The sequence below is a fragment of the Chryseobacterium sp. KACC 21268 genome, from assembly GCA_028736075.1.
GTDB lineage: Bacteria > Bacteroidota > Bacteroidia > Flavobacteriales > Weeksellaceae > Epilithonimonas.
Genome location: CP117875.1, coordinates 3,206,421 through 3,224,305 on the forward strand (window position 1 = coordinate 3,206,421; position 17,885 = coordinate 3,224,305).

A 17,885-nucleotide genomic window follows, 5' to 3' on the forward strand; every position below is an offset into this window, starting at 1 on the left:
CTACATCAATTTCCAGCAGACCTGCTTTGTCTAATTTTGAAAAATAAATAATTGCTAACTTTAAAAAAATAAAATTATGAAAACAGAATTCGAATCTATTCCTCTGGTAAAAAACGAATCCAAAAAACGTTTTGAGATAGAGATTGATGGCCATTTTGCGTTTATCAATTACGGCGAAACCGATAATCAAATTGCATTGGTACACACAGAAGCTGAACCAGAATTGGCAGGAACCGGCGCTGCAGCAGCTGTTGTAGAAAAGACTTTGGAATTCATCAAAGAAAGTGGTAAAAAACTATTACCATTCTGTCCCTACGTTTTTGCATTCATCAAAAAACATCCGGAATGGAAAGCCATCGTAGATGAAAAATTTGGCGCTTACGACAAACTTTAAAACCTAAAAAATCAACTCAAACTATGAAAATATTTGCATTCGCAGGAAGCAATTCCTCCACTTCCATCAACAAAGAATTGGTGAAATTCGTCTTGAAAAGTTTTCCAAATGCGGAAATCACCCTGATTGACCTTAATGATTATCTGATGCCGGTTTTCTCTGTGGACCTGGAAAAAAATGGTTTTCCAGAAGAAGCCCATCGGTTTTTAAAAAACATAGAAGATTCTGACGTCATCGTCTGCTCTTTGGCAGAGAACAACCGTTCGTACAGCGCTGCTTTCAAGAATATCTTTGACTGGGCTTCCAGAATCAATGTGAAAGTGTTCCAAGATAAACCAATGTTCCTGATGACGACTTCGCCAGGCGGATACGGCGGTGGAAATGTGATGGCAGAAGCGTCAAAATTCTTTCCGCAATTTGGTGCAGACATCAAGGAAACTTTTTCTTTGCCTAAGTTCTATGAGAATTTTGATTTGGAAAATGGAGTCGTAGAACCAGAATTATTGAACACCATCAATTCGAAAATTGAAAACTTTAAAAGTCAACTATAATGGACACACACGAATATAACGCTGGCGAAATCACCATTCTCTGGAAACCGAAAGTCTGCATCCACGCAGGCGTTTGCGTAAAGATGTTGCCACAGGTTTACAATCCGAAAGACAGACCTTGGATAAAACCCGATAATGCGACTACAGAAGAACTTAAAAATCAAATCGAAAATTGTCCGTCTGGCGCATTAAGCTATCAATTAAATTCATAAGAAAATGGGTGTAAAAGTAAAAGCCACGCTGGGAACAGAAAAATATTACACTGAGGTCATTGCCGGAGAAAATACATTGATAACAGATGAACCTGTTGACAAAGGCGGTGGAAACAAAGGTTTCAATCCTTTTGAGATTCTCGCCACCTCGCTTGCAAGCTGTACTGCTGCGACCCTGCGAATGTACATCGATAGAAAAGGCTGGGACATCCCGACCATCAATGTGGAAGTGGACCTGGAAAATTTTCCGCAGACCAAAACGGCACAATTTTGTAGAGTTATCGATTTTGGGACGACCGAAATAAGCGAGGATATCAAGGATAAACTTTTCAAAATCGCGGACGCTTGTCCTATTCATAAAATCTTGACCAATAATATTGACATCTTAACCAAAATCTAAATCATATGTTAGAAATAAAACAAAACAACAAAGAGACAAAAGGCGAATTCATAGCATTTCTGGATGGGAAACAGGCCGGACTGATGACCTACTCCTGGGCAGGCGCAGAGAAATTCATCATCGACCATACAGAAGTCGAATCAGAGTTCAATGGCAAAGGTGTTGGTAAAGAATTGGTCTACAAAGCTGTCGAATTTGCGAGAGAAAACAATCTGAAAATCATTCCGCTTTGTCCTTTCGCAACTGCAACTTTTAAAAAGAATGAAGAAATCAGAGATGTGCTTTAATGATAAGTGATAAGTTTTGATTTATACTAAAACCCGTTTCTGTAAAGTGAAATGGGTTTTATGTTGAATCTGCAGCCCGACTTAAGTGGAGCTCTTTTTTGCAGCTGGAAAAGCTAAGGCAAAAAAAGCGGGAACGGAAGGCGGAAAAGCTACCCAAATTCTAAAACCAATTCTTAACTCTGTTGTAATCCAGGAAATAGGTCACTCGAAGCGAAAGATTGTTAATCATCGGTGCATCAAAAAGTTCGTTGAAGTTATTTTTGAATCGCATTCTGGAAACTTCCAGATAATTGCTGGTCGCATTTCTGTAAAGCAAAGTCAACTGACTGCCCGGCGCAAACCACCACGAATAACGCAAATCCACGTTCCAGGAGTTGTAGGTTCCGGCAAGATTTGGATTGTAGGCTGTATTCCCGTTCAGGCTTCCATCGTTGTTTAGACTGTAAAATTGTTTGTAAGTGACATCGGAAAAATAATGGCGGAAAGCCAATGACAGCGCCATTTTGTTGTTGAAAGTATATTGTCCCGTCACGGAGTTCTCATAGGTATTTCGCTGACGTCTTCCCATATAAATCTGGTCGGCATTTCTCCCTGCAAAACCAACTTCGTTGTTACTAAAAACCGGATTGAATTTCCAAATGAGATTCAGTTTGTCGGACGCTCTGTAACGCAGATATAGTGACGGAATCACCTGATTTCTGCCTTTCTGGTCGTAAGCATAATAATCGATTGAAACATTGTACTGCAGTTTTTTCCGGCTGTCACTTTCGAAGAACAACCAGCTGTCAAAATAACCCGGAACGTTGAGATATCTTCCGAAAGTTCTTGGTTCGTAGATATCCTTTTCTCCATATGGCGTGAACTCTACGCCGCCTCCAAAACTTTGAAACTTCTTGTTGGTGAATGAGTTGTTGTGATTGAAAACCAATTTTTGATTCAGGAACGGTTCCAATCTGTGGTAATAATTGAGATTGAAATTGAGATACATATTGTTAAGATTTCCTTTGGGCTGGAGGATTCTGTAACCGTACCAGGCGTTGTGGTTTCCATAATTCGTGAGCGTCGAAAATCCCAAATCATTGATGTCCCAATTTTTATCTACCAAATTCGCATTGACCTCGAAGCGGTGATTTCCTGAAAATTTTCCAATCCCAGCGCTTCCTCTCGCTCCAAAAGTAGTTCCGTCCTCTTTTACCCAACTGCCTTTGATGTTTCCGTAGTAATTGTACGTATTCTTTTTGTTGGCAATATTCCAGAGCAATCCCGTCGCGTTGGCATCACGGAAATTCCCCATTCTAATTGTGCTTGTATTGACCAAAGTGATGGAAGAATTGCCGCCAAACCGCTGGTCGAAAACCAAAACATTGTAATTGGTCCAAGGTTCTACCGTTTCTTTTCTAGTTACTCCGGTTTCATTGCTTTGAATGGTCGCTTCCATTTTCTCGGTCACACCATTGAAAATCCCGATTCCCAAACCTTTCTTAGTTCTCCCAGAAATTTTGAAAGCGTTGAACAATTTCACTTTTCCCGGATATTCTGTCAAGGTTTCATTCTCTGCGATTGTTGGATAAATGGAAGGTTCGCCGCCTACTCTTCTGGAATAGAACATATCACCTTTGCTGAAAAGTTCCGTGCCTTCCATAAAAAATGAACGCTGCTCGGAAAATTGTTGTTCGAATGGTGTTAAATTGAGAATCGAATTATCAAAATTAGCCTGACCAAAATCCGGGACCAAAGTCATATCAAAAGTGAAAGCGTCATTGATTCCATATTTCAAATCCATTCCGCCGTTGACATTCATCTCGGTCTTGCCATCAAAATTGTTGACGTAGGTTGAAAAGTAAGGTGTGAAAGAAAGTCTGGTCGGGGTTTTTACGTTTTCGATTCCATTGAGGATTCCGTCATACAAAGTGAAACTTCCTTTTGTATTATCGATGTGATTCCAGGCGAGTTTTTTGCGTTCTCTCTGGATATTTCGGAAGAAGTTGACGCCCCATTTTTGAACATTGTCCTTTGGAAATCTTAATTCAAAATAAGGGATTTTCATTTCGACATTCCAGCCTTTATCTGTGATTTTCACGGCGCTGTACCAGATTCCGTTCCAGGTATCATCTTCGCCATTATCATTGGTCGCTTTGGCATCAAACTGAACGCCAGCCGCCGTGACTATGAATTCGTAACTCTGCTGTTTGTCATTATAACCATTGATGAAAACGCCGAAAAAATCATCATTGTTGATGACGTCCCGTTCTGTGAGTTGTCTTGCGATTTTATCTGGTTCATTGTCATAAAGTGTCGCTGCAATGTAAATTCCCGTATTGTCATATAAAACTTTTACTACACTTTTTTGATTCTCAGATTCCGGTTTTCCATTTGCAGGTTGGAACTCGATGAATTTGTCTGCGATGGAGGCATTTTCCCAAGCTTCTTCGTCTATGACGCCGTCAATTTTGATGGATTTATCGGTTCGTACAGCATTCATTTGTCGTCTGACGATGCTGTCTGAAGCGATTACTTTTTGAGCAGAAATATGTCCAAAAAAAAGAATCAGTCCGAGAATGCCAAGTTTAGTTTTCATAGTAAAGGTTATTCTTGAGATTAGACAAAACAAAGAACAACTCTATTACATCAAAACAAAAAAAATCAGACAAAAGCCTGATTTTTTAATTTATTAATTTAAATTATTTTATTAATTACGGTTTGTAACCATCTTTCAAAGTCACCGTTCTGTTGAACACCAAAGTTTCATCAGAAGAATCTCTGTCCTTCATATAATAACCAATTCTTTGGAACTGGAAATGGTCGTCCAAAGTGGCATCTTTCAAGCTTGGTTCAGCAAATCCGTGCGTTACGTTCAACGATTGTGGATTGATGAATTGGATGAAATCCACATCTTTCTCAGCATCCGGCTGTTCTGTGGTGAACAATCTTTCGTAAGTTCTGATTTCGATTGGCAATGCGTGTTTTGCAGAAACCCAATGTAGTGTCCCTTTAACTTTTCTAAGACTCGCCTCAGTCCCACTTCCAGACCTTGAATCTTCGTCATAAGTTGCAAAAATAGTGGTGATCTCGCCATTCGCATCTTTCTCAACACGTTCTGCTTTGATGATGTACCCTGCTTTCAAGCGCACTTCTCCATCCAATTTCAGACGGAAGAATTTCTTATCCGCTTCTTCTTTGAAATCTTCTCTTTCGATGTAGATCTCTCTGGAGAAAGGCACTTGTCTTGTCCCAGCGTTTTCGTCTTCAGGATTGTTTTCCGTTTCCAACCATTCTTCTTTATCTTCTGGATAATTTTCAATGATCAGTTTCACAGGATTTACGACCGCCATCACACGCGTTGCCACTTTGTTCAGGTCTTCTCTTACACAAAATTCCAACAATTGGATATCGATCAAGTTTTCACGTTTTGCAACACCCACTTTTTCAATGAAATTTTTGATGGCCGTCGGCGTGTAACCTTTTCTTCTGAGTCCAGAGATGGTCGGCATTCTTGGATCATCCCAACCTGTTGTGATATTTTCCTGAACCAATCTTTGAAGTTTCCTTTTGGAGGTCACCATATAAGAAACGTTCATCCTTGCAAATTCTCTCTGTTTTGGCGCAACACTTTCGTTATCATAAACCTGATCCAAATACCATTCGTACAACGGACGGTGGTTTTCAAACTCTAATGAACAAAGGGAATGCGAAATCTGTTCGATATAATCGGATTCTCCGTGTGCCCAATCGTACATTGGATAGATCTTCCACTTTTCGCCGGTTCTGTGGTGCGGTTCTTTTAGGATCCTGTACATCACAGGGTCACGCATATTCATATTCGGAGAAGCCATATCGATTTTCGCACGCAAGCTCATCGCACCTTTATCGAATTCACCATTCTTCATTCTCTCGAACAGATCAAGGCTTTCCTCAACCGGACGGTTTCTGAAAGGCGATTCTACACCTTCCTCAAAAGGTGTTTTTCTCTGAGCGGTGATATCTTCCGAAGATTGCTCATCTACATAAGCTTTACCTTGTTTGATGAGCTCTACAGCCCAATTGTAAAGTTGGTCGAAATAATCTGACGTGTAAAGTTCCTGATCATATTTGAAACCCAGCCAATCGATGTCTGCTTTTATAGAATCTACGAATTCCTGCTCTTCTTTAGCCGGATTGGTATCATCAAAACGAAGATTGACAGGCGCATTATATTTCTGCCCCAAACCAAAGTTGATGCAGATTGCTTTTGTATGACCAATGTGAAGATAACCGTTTGGTTCCGGCGGAAATCTGAAACGCAATTGTGTTGCGTCCAAGCCGTTTTCCAAATCATCTTCTATAATTTGCTCGATAAAATTGAGTGATTTTTTTTCTTCTTCCATAATCTGAAACTGAGGTGCAAATTTAACTTAATTTCCTCAAAAAAGGAAACGAATATCCTTTATAAATTTTAACAATATTCAATATAAAAAAAGCCTCCGTAAACCCTCTTTATTAGCTTTTAAATGTTAAATTTGTGTGAACTTTAAACATTTGGTCATATAGAGTTCATTTTTTTTTAATTTTGACATATTAATAAATCGAAATGAATCGTAAAAAAATCCTTTTAATTGATGATGAACAGGACATCTTGGAAATCATCTCTTATAATTTGGAAAAAGAAGGCTATCAGGTTTTCACTGCTGGTAACGGAAATGAAGGAATCGCAAAAGCAAAAGAGATTTTGCCGGATCTCATTCTACTAGACGTTATGATGCCCGAAAAAGACGGCATCGAGACCTGCCAGGATCTTAGAAAGGTCAAAGAACTTCAAAAAACATTGATTGTATTCTTGTCTGCAAGAAGCGAGGAATTTTCTCAACTAGCTGGCTATCAAGCCGGAGCAAATGATTACATTGTCAAATTGATCAAACCAAAAGTTCTGATCTCCAAAGTAGCTGCTTTATTACAGCTAGGCGCCAACTCTCAGGAGAACTCCAACTACATCGAAATCGGCGACCTCATCATCGACAAAGACAACTTCAAAGTTTCCAAAGCGAAAGAAGAGTTTTTGCTCCCTAAAAAGGAATTTGACCTGCTTTACCTTTTAGCTTCCAACACAGAAAAGGTATTCAAAAGAGAAGAGATCTTGGAACGCGTTTGGGGCAACGATGTGATTGTAGGAGAAAGAACAATCGATGTACACATCCGTAGATTGAGAGAGAAACTTGGGATCAACACGATCCAGACACTCAAAGGAATTGGTTATAAATTAGTAGTATAAGGTTTTCTGAAAAGAAAATCTTTTTTTTGAAATGAGATTTAGAAATTCGGTGAAGATCAATTGGATATCGGTTGCAGCATCATTTTTATTGGTGGCTGTGGTTGGCGTCGTTGTCTTGCTCTTTGAGTTTTATACGGACGACATCTACTACAAAACTCGGGATTTCAATTATTTCCTCATTTTTACCCTTTGGTTTTTGTTTGTCATCAATTATTTTGTTCTGGAGTTTCTGTTTAGCTTTTACAGTAGAAATCAAATCAGAAGAATCACGAATATCCTTCCGGAAGACATCATCCACGATTACGACACGGACCTTGGCTTCAAAGAACTCGGCGAAAAGATGCACGAGATGAATCAGCGAAATGCCGAGATGGACCTGATGAAAGAAATGGAAGATTACCGAAAAGAATATATCGGAAACGTTTCTCACGAGCTGAAAACGCCATTATTCTCCATTCAAGGTTACATCGAAACATTGCGTGATGGCGGTGTGGAAGATTTGAACGTGCGCGACAAATATTTGGAACGAATTGACAAGTCCGTAGAAAGACTTCTCAACATCGTGAAAGACCTGGATATGATCAACCGTTTTGAGGCAGGACAAATTGAACTGAAGTTCTCGACTTTTGATATCAACCATTTGATCCAGGAGGTTTTTGATCTTTTGGAAATGGAAGCGGAAAGACAATCTATGACGATGCAGTTGCAGACCACGCAATCTCAGCTATTTGTTTTTGCGGATAAACAGAGAATCTCGCAGGTTTTGATCAACCTGATCTCCAATGCCGTGAAATATGCGAATCGCGAAGAGGCGCAGATCATCGTTTCTACAAGAGAAGGAATGAAAAGCATCCACATCTCTGTGGAAGACAACGGAATGGGAATCAAACCGGAAAATCTTCCCAGGATCTTTGAGCGTTTTTACCGCGTAGAATCCAGCAGAAACAGGAAAGAAGGAGGATCAGGACTTGGATTAGCGATTGTAAAACACATTATGGAAGCTCATAAACAAATGATCTCCGTAGAAAGTGTCTATCTTTCCGGAACTAAATTTAAGTTCAAATTGGCCAAATCTTCGATTGAAAAAATGAAGAAAATGAAAGCTAATTTCATCGAATAATTTTGATCCTGAAAACGCTGAATTTATAAAAAACTTTTTTGAAAAAAAATTTACTAGAAATTTTTATGGAATTTCATTTGTTTTATATTTGCATCATTAATCAAGCTAATAAAGTTAAAGTAAAACAACAATGGTTTATAAGATAAGAGTAATTCTAGACGCAAAGGATACGATCTTCAGAGACATCGAGGTGAAAGGTAAACAGACACTTTGGAATCTGCAATTGGGTATCAAGAGCGCCTTCAATTTACCAGGTGAAGAGTTGTCTTCTTTTTATTTTTCTGATGATGAATGGAATGAAGGCCGCGCAATTCCTTTGGAAGATATGAGTGATGACGGCGACGGCGAAATAATGTCCGACATCTACCTGCCAGAAGGTTTCCCTGCAGTTGGAGAGAAAATGAGATTCCAATACGGATTCATAGAGCTTTGGGAATTTTTCTGCGAGCTATTGGAGATCGTGGATGAGAAACCTGCTGTCAATTATCCGATCACGGTTTACAGATTTGGAAATGTTCCATTGAAAGCGCCTAGCAAAACAGGTTCTTCCAACGGAAAAAGCAAAAATTCTGTAATGCCTTTGTTGGACGATGATTTTGGAGACTTCGAATCGGAGTTCAAAGCGACAAGTTTTGAGGACGAAGATGATGACTTCAACGATGACGAGGAAGAAGACGGCTACAACGACGTTTTCGAAGAAGACGATGAAGATTAAGAATCTTTTCTGAAAAAATTAAAAGCCCGAGTTTTTCGGGTTTTTTTATGTTTAAAATTCCAATTTTAAATATCTATACCATTTTTACAATTCAAAATTAGGCTTTAATGGCTTATCTCACTTTAATCATTTTATCAACAGAGAACCTGACTGTCAATACATTAAAAATAATTATTAAATATTAAATAATATAATATTATGATTAATAATATTTCAAAATAAACATAAGATAATTTTTAAACTATTTACAAAAATTTAACAACATATATTTAATTATTTAAACAAATAAACAATATTATTATATTAATTATAAAAATAAATAATTTACGGTACGATTTTAGAATACATATAAACAAGTCGAATTAATTAAATTTTGACTCATTATATAATAATATGAAAAAATATCTAAAATTGGTAGCTTCTGTTGCCTTCGTGGGTCTTAACTCGTTAATGACCGCTCAGGCTCCTGCTCTTGGCACCACTTCCAACTTCGCCCTTTTTTCGAAAAATGGTGCTGTAACAAACACTGGGCTTTCTCACCTTACAGGAGATGTAGGAACTGCGAATGGCGCTGCCACCAACTTCGGGAATGTAGACGGTGTAATGCATGATTCCGACGGCGCTGCAGAAAGTGCTGCTGCTTCGTTAACAATCGCATACAATCTGCTAAACGCTGCGACTCCTAATTTTTTCCCGGCACCACTTTTAGGGAATGGACAAACACTTACAGCCGGTACCTATTCAATCGGCCAAAGTGCAACGCTTGACAACACTTTGACGTTAGATGGCGGCGGTAGTGCAAATTCTGTTTTTATCATCCAGATTCAAGGTGCATTTTCTTCTACTTCAGGATCTAAGGTGATTCTTACAAATGGCGCTGTTGCATGTAACGTCTTCTGGAAAGTTGAAGGACTTGTAAATCTTGCCACCAATACAGAAATGAAAGGGACAATTGTCGCAAACAATGCAGCAATAGTTCTTAACGATGGTGTAAAACTTGAAGGTCGTGCACTTTCCACAACAGGGGCAATCTCAGTTTCTGGTGTCACAGTTACCAAACCAATCGGCTGTGGATCTGTAACTCTTACTGGACCATTGCAGCCTGCATTAAACTCTGTAGCGTGCTATACAATCTTTACAGGAAGCGGAACGGTTACCAACTCTGGCGTCTCTTTAGTGACGGGCGATATTGGATCCAATGTTGGTCTTACAACTGGTTTTTCTGCACTTAATGTAACAGGGACCATCCATTCCAATCCTGATATGTCAACCGCGACTTGTGCCACAGATCTTGGGACTGTTTATACTTATCTTAATATATTACCAACAGATATTGAGCTACTCTATCCTGCATCTTTCGGAAACGATCTTGTTTTGACGCCGCATACTTACCTTCTAAATGCTGCTACAGTTCTGAACGGAAATGTAATTCTAAATGCCCAAGGTAATGCAGACGCAGTTTTCGTTATCAAAATAGTTGGTGCTTTATCAACCAGCACTTATGCTTCAGTGATTTTACAGAACGGAGCTCAGGCAAAAAATGTCTTTTGGAAAGTGGATGGCGCAATCAGTTTGAACGACTACTCAAACTTTAAAGGAACTTTGATTGGCAACAACGGTGCAATCAATTTGAATACTGGCGTAAATATAGAAGGCCGCGTTCTTACCACAACTGGCGCTGTAGCAACTGCAAGCATTACTGCTGTGATGACCGCAGGATGTAATACAGGAACATTGGCAGTAGGCGCTTCAAATTTAGACAAACAAAATGCTAAGTTTTATCCAAATCCATTTACCTCAGTTCTAAATGTTAGTTTAAATGATACAAATTTAGGATCTAATCTGACAATTTACAATGCAGCAGGATCAAGAGTGGTGAGCAAAGTTTTAAATGATAAGACAAATGCTTTACAAATGACTCTTCCTGCAGGAACATACTTCTACCAACTGAAATCCAAAAATGGTAAACAACAAACTGGTAAAATTATTTCCAAGCCATAGGATAAATCCTAATATGATAGTAGAAATACTGAGTAGAGAATTTGGATTATTTGTTACTGGTGTTATTTTAATATTATACTACGGGTCTAAAGCGAATAAAAGTAATGACAAGTAAATCTATTTATAAACCATCGAAAATTAAACTTAAACAAAAAAAGTCCTGCCAATCGGTAGGACTTTTTATTATTTAATATTGAGACAATTTATTATTGCTGCGGATTAAAGACATTTTACAGCATCTCTCCTATCCTTATTCTTCATTAGCAAATCAAAATGCTTTTGTAATTCTGCAATAGAACAATTTTTCATTTCCTTATTCGGAACATTTTCAGATTTTGGATTGTTGGCAGATTTGGATTTCAAAGTATATTTTTTCTCCAAACATTGAATTGACTTACCATTCACAATATAGAAACGCTGCTCAGTCACATCATCTTTCGTCTCTGGCTTGTCTGCCGTTCCACCATCGAAACTCCAGACAGTTTCATCTTTAAAGACAAAATAAGGTTTTCCATCAATAACAAAATAATTTTCAGTCGATGAAAAATGACTGTCCGCCTGGAAATGTTTCACAACTTTTAGTGTACCGTTTTCGGAGTAATAAACCACATTACCCGAAATCTCATCACATTCATATTTAAAACCTACCGAATCCAAATCCTTCGCTACCAACTTAGAATTGACCAATTGATATTCTTGTCTTATTCCATTTACCGAATTTAAATCCTTACTCAAGCTGAGCGAATGCGATTTTACTTTCGTACTGATGGCATCGGAAGAAACAGAGGCGTCTTCCTTTTCATTCTTACAGTTGAAAATTAAAACAAGGCCGATAAGTAAAAAAATATTTTTCATAGAGTAAGTTCTTTAAATTTTGAAGATTACCAACAAAAAATGTGCAACAATCCCGAAAACGAAAAACGCCCACATTTCTGCAGACATTTTTCACTAACTAAAACTAAACTTAAAACTTAATATTATGCTTATGGATTCCCATACATATTGGATTCGCCACCGTCTATTGCAATCACCTGACCGGAAACATATCCGTTCTCATCACTTAATAGGTAGGCAACCAGATTTCCAACATCTTTCGGATCACCCAATTTTCTGGTTGGGTTTCTTGATGCATATTCTGCTTCGGCAGCTTTAGGGTCTTGTGGATTGACTTGATTGAAAGCTTCTGCAACCATCGGCGTCAAAATCGCTCCTGGAGCAATAGCGTTGGTTAGGATATTATATTTACCATATTCCAAAGCGGCATTTTTCGTCATTCCGGCAACAGCGTGTTTCGTCGCGACATAAGCCGTTTGATTGGACACACCGCGAATTCCTCCTACTGAAGCGACGTTCACAATCCTTCCACCACCATTTTTCTGAAGTTCCGGGATGATGTACTTCATTCCGTAATAAACACCTAAAAGATTGATATCAATAACTTTTTTAAAGACCTCGATATCGTAATCTACCAGTGGTGCCTGCTTACCTTCGATTCCCGCATTATTGTAAAGTCCATCCACTTTGCCGAATGTCTTTACCGTTTCATCCACATAATTTTTCACCTGTTCTTCTACGGACACATCCGCTTTGACAGTTAAGAATTTACTTTCTGGATATTTGGATTCCAGTTCTGACTTTGCTTTTTCCAATGCTTCAGAATTGTAATCTACCAATGTAAGATCTGCACCTTTGGAGGCGAGAGATTCTGCAGCAGCAAGGCCTAATCCCATTGCTGCACCTGTAACTATAATTGTTTTTCCTTTAAAATTTGACATGATATTGTATATTATTTCATTGCTTCATTATGCAACATTGATACCTATCTATTATTAAGAAATCTTAAAGTTTTGCTAAATTTCACTCTAATGATATAGTTGAGAAATACCAAGCAATACTTTTATCAAACATTAACAAGGCCGAATTTCCCGGGCTTTTTTATTTTTATTACATTTACAGAATAGACAAAAAGAATTCATAAAATCAAGAGAAATTATTTTAGAATGAAAAAACTGATTCTTATCCCGGCAATCGCCGCATTATTAGTATCGTGCAAAACATTGAAACCTACCGAAAATACAACTATGGAACAACCGCAAGACTGGAAACGAACCACGAATATCTATGAAGTCAATGTAAGACAATATACGCAGGAAGGCACTTTCGAAGCTTTTGAAAAACACTTGCCAAGACTCAAAAAAATGGGCGTGAAGACACTTTGGTTTATGCCAATCACACCCATTGCGCAACTCAACAAAAAAGGAACTTTGGGAAGCCAATATGCGGCCTATGATTACACATCCATCAATCCTGAGTTCGGAACCTTGGACAACTTCAAACATTTGGTGGACGAAGCTCACGAAATGGGTTTCAAAGTGATAATAGATTGGGTAGCAAACCACACAGGTTGGGATCACGTTTGGACCAAATCGCACCCAGAATATTATTTGAAGGACGAAGACGGAAGTTTCCACAAAGCCAGCGGAATGGATGACATTATCGAGCTGGACTTCACCAACAAAGAAATGCGTCTGGAAATGATCGAGGCAATGAAATATTGGGTGAAAGAAACCAATATCGACGGTTTCCGTTGCGATCTTGCAAGCTGGGTAGAAGTTGACTTTTGGCAACAAGCAAGACCAGAAGTGGAAAAACTGAAACCAATGTTCTTCCTAGGAGAATTTGATGAGTTGGAATCACCCGAATATGGAAAGGTTTTCGATGCAAGCTACAGTTGGAAATGGATGCACCTGACCAAAGACTTCTATCAAAAACATTTGCCACTTTCAGATTTGAAAAACCTTTTGGAGCAATATTCAAAAATTGGAGACAATTCAATGAGAGCTTGGTTTACGAGCAATCACGACGAGAATTCTTGGAACGGAACCGAATACGAAAAGTACGGAGATCTTGCACCAGCTTTGGCCGTTTTCTCAGCAACTTGGAATGGCGTTCCACTTTTGTACAACGGACAGGAATTGCCGATGAAAACCAAACGTCTGGAATTCTTTGAGAAAGATCCAATTCCGTGGACAGAAAAATTTGCGATGGAAGATTTTTATAAAATATTATTAAATCTAAAATCCGAAAATCCTGCACTGCGAGGTGGCGATCCAGCGGTAACGACGTTCTGGGTAAACACCACTGCGAACGATAAAATCTTGGCTTACCTAAGAAAAAATGAAGACAGGGAAGTTTTGGTTTTGATCAACACGAGCAAAGATCCTGTCAATTTCAAATTGGAGGACGACCATTCTATCGGAAGCTACAAGAATGTCTTCTCCAAATCCAAAGCTGAATTCACCAAAGGTTCTGACGTAAGCCTGAATGCTTATGGCTATTTGGTTTTTGAGAAATAGGATGTAGATTTGAAGAAAATAGACTGATAGATGAAAGACTTTTCATCTCAACAGAAAACCCCTTCAGAGTTTTGAACTCTGAAGGGGTTTATTTTTGATATAATATAGATATTAATAAGCGGCTGTAAAACGCTGTTTCACAAAGTTATTTTGCTCCAATTCATCCACCAAAGCCACGGCAACATCTTCAACGGACAAAATACTTCTTCCATCCGCATCGAAGACTGGATTTTCCAAAGCCGTTCTGTAAGTTCCCGTTCTCACGCCAGCTGTTCCCTGATGCATTTCGATTGCTGGAGAGAAAAATGTCCAATCCAAAGTTTCGTTTTTCTTAATTTCATTCAGATAATCTCTGGCTGCCGTCGCACCTGGTTTGATGTCTGTAGGGAAATCTGGACCATCCACCAATTGATTTCCATCAATGTACAAACTTCCAGCGCCACCAACTGTGATAAATCTCTTCACTCCTGATTTTTCAACTGCACTTTCAATGTTTTTAGAACCATTCAAAAAGTCATCATAAAGATTTGGGTTCGTCCATCCCGGATTGAAAGTATTGATCACAGCATCATTCCCTTCCAGAACTTTCGCCAATTCTTCCACATTGTTTACGTCCGCGCTGATGGCACTCACGTTGTCCTTCTCCTCCACTTTTGAACTGTCTCTTGCGATGGCGTTTACCACATAACCTCTGTTCGACAACTCGTTTACGACTTGTTTCCCCACGAAGCCTGTTGCTCCGATCACTGCTACTTGTTTGCTCATAATTTTTAAATTTAAACTAATTGTAATATTATTTGTTACATTTTATATAAAAATTTTTTAATCGAATTGATGGGTAAAATCTGACAATTTCTTACCCTCCAAAAACTGAAAAACCAAATCATCAGTTTCAGTAAATAATTGATTTAGATTTTTATTAATGTCCTTCCCCACGCTACAAAGTGGATTTGGATTTTGATTTTTTTTGCCAAGAACTTCGGAATTTTTTATCGCTTCATAGATTTCCGCAACGTTGACTTCTTCGGGATTTTTAGCAATCCTTACGCCTCCATCTTTTCCTTGTCGGCTTTCCACCAGACCAGATTTTTTCAGATTTCCCAATTCTTTACGAATGACCACAGGATTCACGTTGATGCTTCCTGCCAACCAATCAGATGTCAGCCATTCCTGCGGATCTTTCGCAAGAAGGGTCATAATATGGATTGCCGTTGCAAATCTTGTGTTGCTCATAATAGTGCAAATGTAAAACAATTTTTAAATGTAACAAAAATAATTACAGTTAAATTTTTCTTAACTGTAATTATTCATTTAAGCTTCTTCTAAACTAATTTATAGATCTTTACAATCAGCTTAATCAGCGAGAGAAAATTAACTATTGTTTAGTTTCAATCTCAACAATCTTCTTTCCTTTTTCCCCAAGATATTGATCAAGAATCGATTCGTAAATTTTGTAACCATCATCAACATTCGTGAAAATCACAAGACCTTGTTTGGTTTTGGGTAAAATAAAAGCAATCGTGTTGACACCTTTGTCGGAACCACCGTGTGAAAGTGCGATTTCGTTGTTTCCCAAATCATAGATCTCAAAACCAAGTCCGAAATACTTGTTCTTTTTGGTTTCAACTTGTTTGGTTTTCATCGCTTCGAAAACTTCGGGGGAAAGCAATTCGTTGTTCATCACGCCGATCAAAAATTTACTATAATCTTCTACCGATGTCATCAAATCATCTGCTGAGCTGGCTGTTTTATTTTTGACAATATCGTAAGGTTTTCCGCTTTTGTCGTAACCAATAACGATTCTGTCTGCCATTTTTTTTTCATTCCAAATGTAACTTGTCTCATTCATATTCAAAGGTTGAAAGACATATTCTTTGGCTAATTGTTCCAAGTTTTTATTAAATTTTTTCTCAATCGCTTTCCTTAAATATTCAAAACCTTCACCAGAATATTGATATTTCGTTCCGGGTTCAAATTCAAAATTGAGTTTGTTGTCCTTATTCATCGAACGCCAATTGGGGAAACCGGTTTGATGACTTAAAACTAATCTTGTGGTCAACTTTTTATTTCGAGGATCATTCGCGATATCTGGATCTGTAAAATATTTGTAAAGCGGTTCATCCAGACTCCATTTTCCGAGACTTACCAAACGTAAAACCGTCATTGCGGTCACAGGTTTTGTTAATGACGCTACATTGAAAAGTGAATTATAGGAAACTAAAGTTTTATCATTTAATTTCCCGTAAACTTTTACTTGAGTCAATTTTCCGTCTTCGATCACGCCCAAACCTAAAGTTGGAATGTGGTTGTCTTTGATTAATTTTTCTAGATTGTCTGTCAATTTTGTTTGATTAGGATTGCCGTGGTCATAGCTTAAAACGTCACTCATCAACCAATTTCCGTTTTTCTTCGTCCAGACAGACGTGAATTTTGCCTGTCCGCCCAAAACATCTTCTTTACCTTTTTCACGGATAAAAAACTGATGTTCTCCGGTTTGAATCGCGCCGTACAATTCGCCATTACTATACAACGGAAAAACTTCTAAACTGCTCTCAATCACTTTGCGAATCGGCTTTTGGTTTGGATTTCCGCAAATGTTTTGTTTCGTTCGTTCCATAAACAATTTCTTGTCTTGGAATCCGCCGTTGTCGTGGTAGAATTTCAGATTTTCGTCAATCGTTTTTTCTAAATAAGCGATGTCGCAATTATTAAAAGCACGTTCGAAAAACAGGCTGTCTTGTTTCTTGAGTTCTAAAAATAATGGGGAATTTTTATCAATCTGAGCTTGTAGATTTCCCAGAGAAAAGAAGAGAATGAAAATGCTAAAGTAGAACCTTGTTGCCATTGAAATTATTTTTGACAAAGATTCAGAATTTGACAAATTAAATTCAAAAAAAGAACCCGACAAAAACCCGACAATCGTCGGTTAAATCTATATAATATTGAAATTCAGTCTATAGCGAAGACATTGTCTCTTATCAATTTTGTAAGCATTCCTCAAAATAATGAAAACGTTTGTGAGTGTTAAGCCAACCATCGTCATCATTACAGATGCAGAACCGAGTTTTAAGAAAGCAACAATCAGAAAAATAATAGGCGAAACAATGGCTAAAAATATTTGAATCGAAATGATTTCTTTGGAGATTTGGGATTTCTCTTTGGTAAAAATCATAATCAACAAAGGCGGTAGAAAATTGGCAATCGGAAACCACGCAAAAGGAAGTGAAGAAAGGTTGATGATTTTGATCACAGTTGAATTGAAAATTTCAAATTCTTCTACCGTTGAAATTTTTTTCTCAGTTTCAAATTCATTTATTAAAATAGGTTCTTCAATCTTAATTTCTTCTGTTTGAATAATTGGAGCCAACAAATCTTTTTCAGTAATATCAAGTGTTAAAGCCAAAGTTCTCAGCGTGTAACCTTTCGGTTCTGTTCCAGCTTCGATGCGTTGAATAGTTCGTACGGAAATCCCAGACTTTTCCGCCAATTCTTCCTGCGTTAGATTCTTTTCTTCCCGTATTTTCTTTAGTTCCGACATTAATGATAATCGATAATTGATTAATGATAAATGATTTCAAAAACAAATTTAGCAATTCGAAGAATG

18 protein-coding genes are annotated in these 17,885 nt (G+C 38.0%); 10 read left to right on the forward strand and 8 right to left on the reverse strand.

The window, feature by feature from the left end; all coding sequences use genetic code 11:
* The first annotated feature begins 76 nt into the window (after positions 1 to 76).
* The 5 genes from PQ459_14670 to PQ459_14690 are packed head-to-tail and all read left to right on the forward strand — an operon-like array spanning position 77 to position 1,844.
* Positions 77 to 394, forward strand: coding sequence for a GNAT family N-acetyltransferase (locus PQ459_14670; GenBank protein WDF46139.1), 318 nt, complete (start codon positions 77 to 79; stop codon positions 392 to 394).
* Between the two features lie 23 nt (positions 395 to 417).
* Positions 418 to 945 (forward strand): NAD(P)H-dependent oxidoreductase, encoded by a 528-nt coding sequence (locus tag PQ459_14675; protein WDF46140.1) that lies wholly within the window; start codon positions 418 to 420, stop codon positions 943 to 945.
* Positions 945 to 1,157 carry a (4Fe-4S)-binding protein gene (locus PQ459_14680; GenBank protein WDF46141.1) on the forward strand — a complete coding sequence of 71 codons (213 nt, stop codon included), beginning with the start codon at positions 945 to 947 and terminating at the stop codon, positions 1,155 to 1,157. The genes PQ459_14675 and PQ459_14680 overlap by 1 nt, the downstream gene beginning before the upstream one ends.
* A gap of 4 nt (positions 1,158 to 1,161) precedes the next feature.
* Positions 1,162 to 1,557 carry an OsmC family protein gene (locus tag PQ459_14685; protein ID WDF46142.1) on the forward strand — a complete coding sequence of 132 codons (396 nt, stop codon included), beginning with the start codon at positions 1,162 to 1,164 and terminating at the stop codon, positions 1,555 to 1,557.
* 5 nt (positions 1,558 to 1,562) lie between these two features.
* The gene (locus PQ459_14690; GenBank protein ID WDF46143.1) at positions 1,563 to 1,844 is read left to right on the forward strand and encodes a GNAT family N-acetyltransferase; all 282 of its coding nucleotides are present in this window, start codon (positions 1,563 to 1,565) and stop codon (positions 1,842 to 1,844) included.
* A gap of 160 nt (positions 1,845 to 2,004) precedes the next feature.
* Here PQ459_14690 and PQ459_14695 read toward each other — a convergent pair whose 3' ends face one another.
* Together PQ459_14695 and PQ459_14700 are read right to left on the reverse strand one after the other, a co-directional pair.
* A complete protein-coding gene (locus PQ459_14695; GenBank protein ID WDF46144.1) occupies positions 2,005 to 4,422 on the reverse strand; it encodes a DUF5916 domain-containing protein in 2,418 nt (805 codons plus the stop codon).
* A gap of 115 nt (positions 4,423 to 4,537) precedes the next feature.
* Positions 4,538 to 6,208, reverse strand: a complete 1,671-nt coding sequence (locus PQ459_14700) for a glutamine--tRNA ligase/YqeY domain fusion protein (GenBank protein WDF46145.1) — start codon at positions 6,206 to 6,208, stop codon at positions 4,538 to 4,540.
* A gap of 203 nt (positions 6,209 to 6,411) precedes the next feature.
* Between PQ459_14700 and PQ459_14705 the strand changes: the two genes are divergently transcribed.
* From PQ459_14705 to PQ459_14720, 4 genes are all read left to right on the forward strand, one after another.
* Entirely contained in the window at positions 6,412 to 7,089 is a 678-nt protein-coding gene (locus PQ459_14705) for a response regulator transcription factor (protein WDF46146.1), read from the forward strand.
* Positions 7,090 to 7,138: 49 nt separating this feature from the next.
* On the forward strand, positions 7,139 to 8,209 hold the full coding sequence (locus PQ459_14710) for an ATP-binding protein (protein WDF48733.1): 1,071 nt from the start codon (positions 7,139 to 7,141) through the stop codon (positions 8,207 to 8,209).
* 130 nt (positions 8,210 to 8,339) lie between these two features.
* Positions 8,340 to 8,924 (forward strand): hypothetical protein, encoded by a 585-nt coding sequence (locus tag PQ459_14715; GenBank protein ID WDF46147.1) that lies wholly within the window; start codon positions 8,340 to 8,342, stop codon positions 8,922 to 8,924.
* A gap of 393 nt (positions 8,925 to 9,317) precedes the next feature.
* Positions 9,318 to 10,925, forward strand: coding sequence for an ice-binding family protein (locus PQ459_14720; protein WDF46148.1), 1,608 nt, complete (start codon positions 9,318 to 9,320; stop codon positions 10,923 to 10,925).
* A gap of 219 nt (positions 10,926 to 11,144) precedes the next feature.
* Here the strand turns inward: PQ459_14720 and PQ459_14725 are convergent, their stop codons facing one another.
* Both PQ459_14725 and PQ459_14730 read right to left on the reverse strand, forming a co-directional pair.
* Positions 11,145 to 11,780 (reverse strand): hypothetical protein, encoded by a 636-nt coding sequence (locus tag PQ459_14725; GenBank protein ID WDF46149.1) that lies wholly within the window; start codon positions 11,778 to 11,780, stop codon positions 11,145 to 11,147.
* A 128-nt stretch (positions 11,781 to 11,908) separates the two neighbouring features.
* The gene (locus PQ459_14730; GenBank protein ID WDF46150.1) at positions 11,909 to 12,700 is read right to left on the reverse strand and encodes a glucose 1-dehydrogenase; all 792 of its coding nucleotides are present in this window, start codon (positions 12,698 to 12,700) and stop codon (positions 11,909 to 11,911) included.
* A 225-nt stretch (positions 12,701 to 12,925) separates the two neighbouring features.
* Between PQ459_14730 and PQ459_14735 the strand changes: the two genes are divergently transcribed.
* Positions 12,926 to 14,281, forward strand: coding sequence for an alpha-amylase family glycosyl hydrolase (locus tag PQ459_14735; protein ID WDF46151.1), 1,356 nt, complete (start codon positions 12,926 to 12,928; stop codon positions 14,279 to 14,281).
* A gap of 111 nt (positions 14,282 to 14,392) precedes the next feature.
* Here the strand turns inward: PQ459_14735 and PQ459_14740 are convergent, their stop codons facing one another.
* From PQ459_14740 to PQ459_14755, 4 genes are all read right to left on the reverse strand, one after another.
* Positions 14,393 to 15,046 (reverse strand): NAD(P)H-binding protein, encoded by a 654-nt coding sequence (locus PQ459_14740; protein ID WDF46152.1) that lies wholly within the window; start codon positions 15,044 to 15,046, stop codon positions 14,393 to 14,395.
* A 57-nt stretch (positions 15,047 to 15,103) separates the two neighbouring features.
* Positions 15,104 to 15,514, reverse strand: coding sequence for an Rrf2 family transcriptional regulator (locus PQ459_14745; GenBank protein WDF46153.1), 411 nt, complete (start codon positions 15,512 to 15,514; stop codon positions 15,104 to 15,106).
* Positions 15,515 to 15,656: 142 nt separating this feature from the next.
* Positions 15,657 to 17,126 (reverse strand): class A beta-lactamase-related serine hydrolase, encoded by a 1,470-nt coding sequence (locus PQ459_14750; GenBank protein WDF46154.1) that lies wholly within the window; start codon positions 17,124 to 17,126, stop codon positions 15,657 to 15,659.
* 87 nt (positions 17,127 to 17,213) lie between these two features.
* Entirely contained in the window at positions 17,214 to 17,819 is a 606-nt protein-coding gene (locus tag PQ459_14755; GenBank protein ID WDF46155.1) for a helix-turn-helix domain-containing protein, read from the reverse strand.
* Positions 17,820 to 17,885 lie beyond the last annotated feature (66 nt).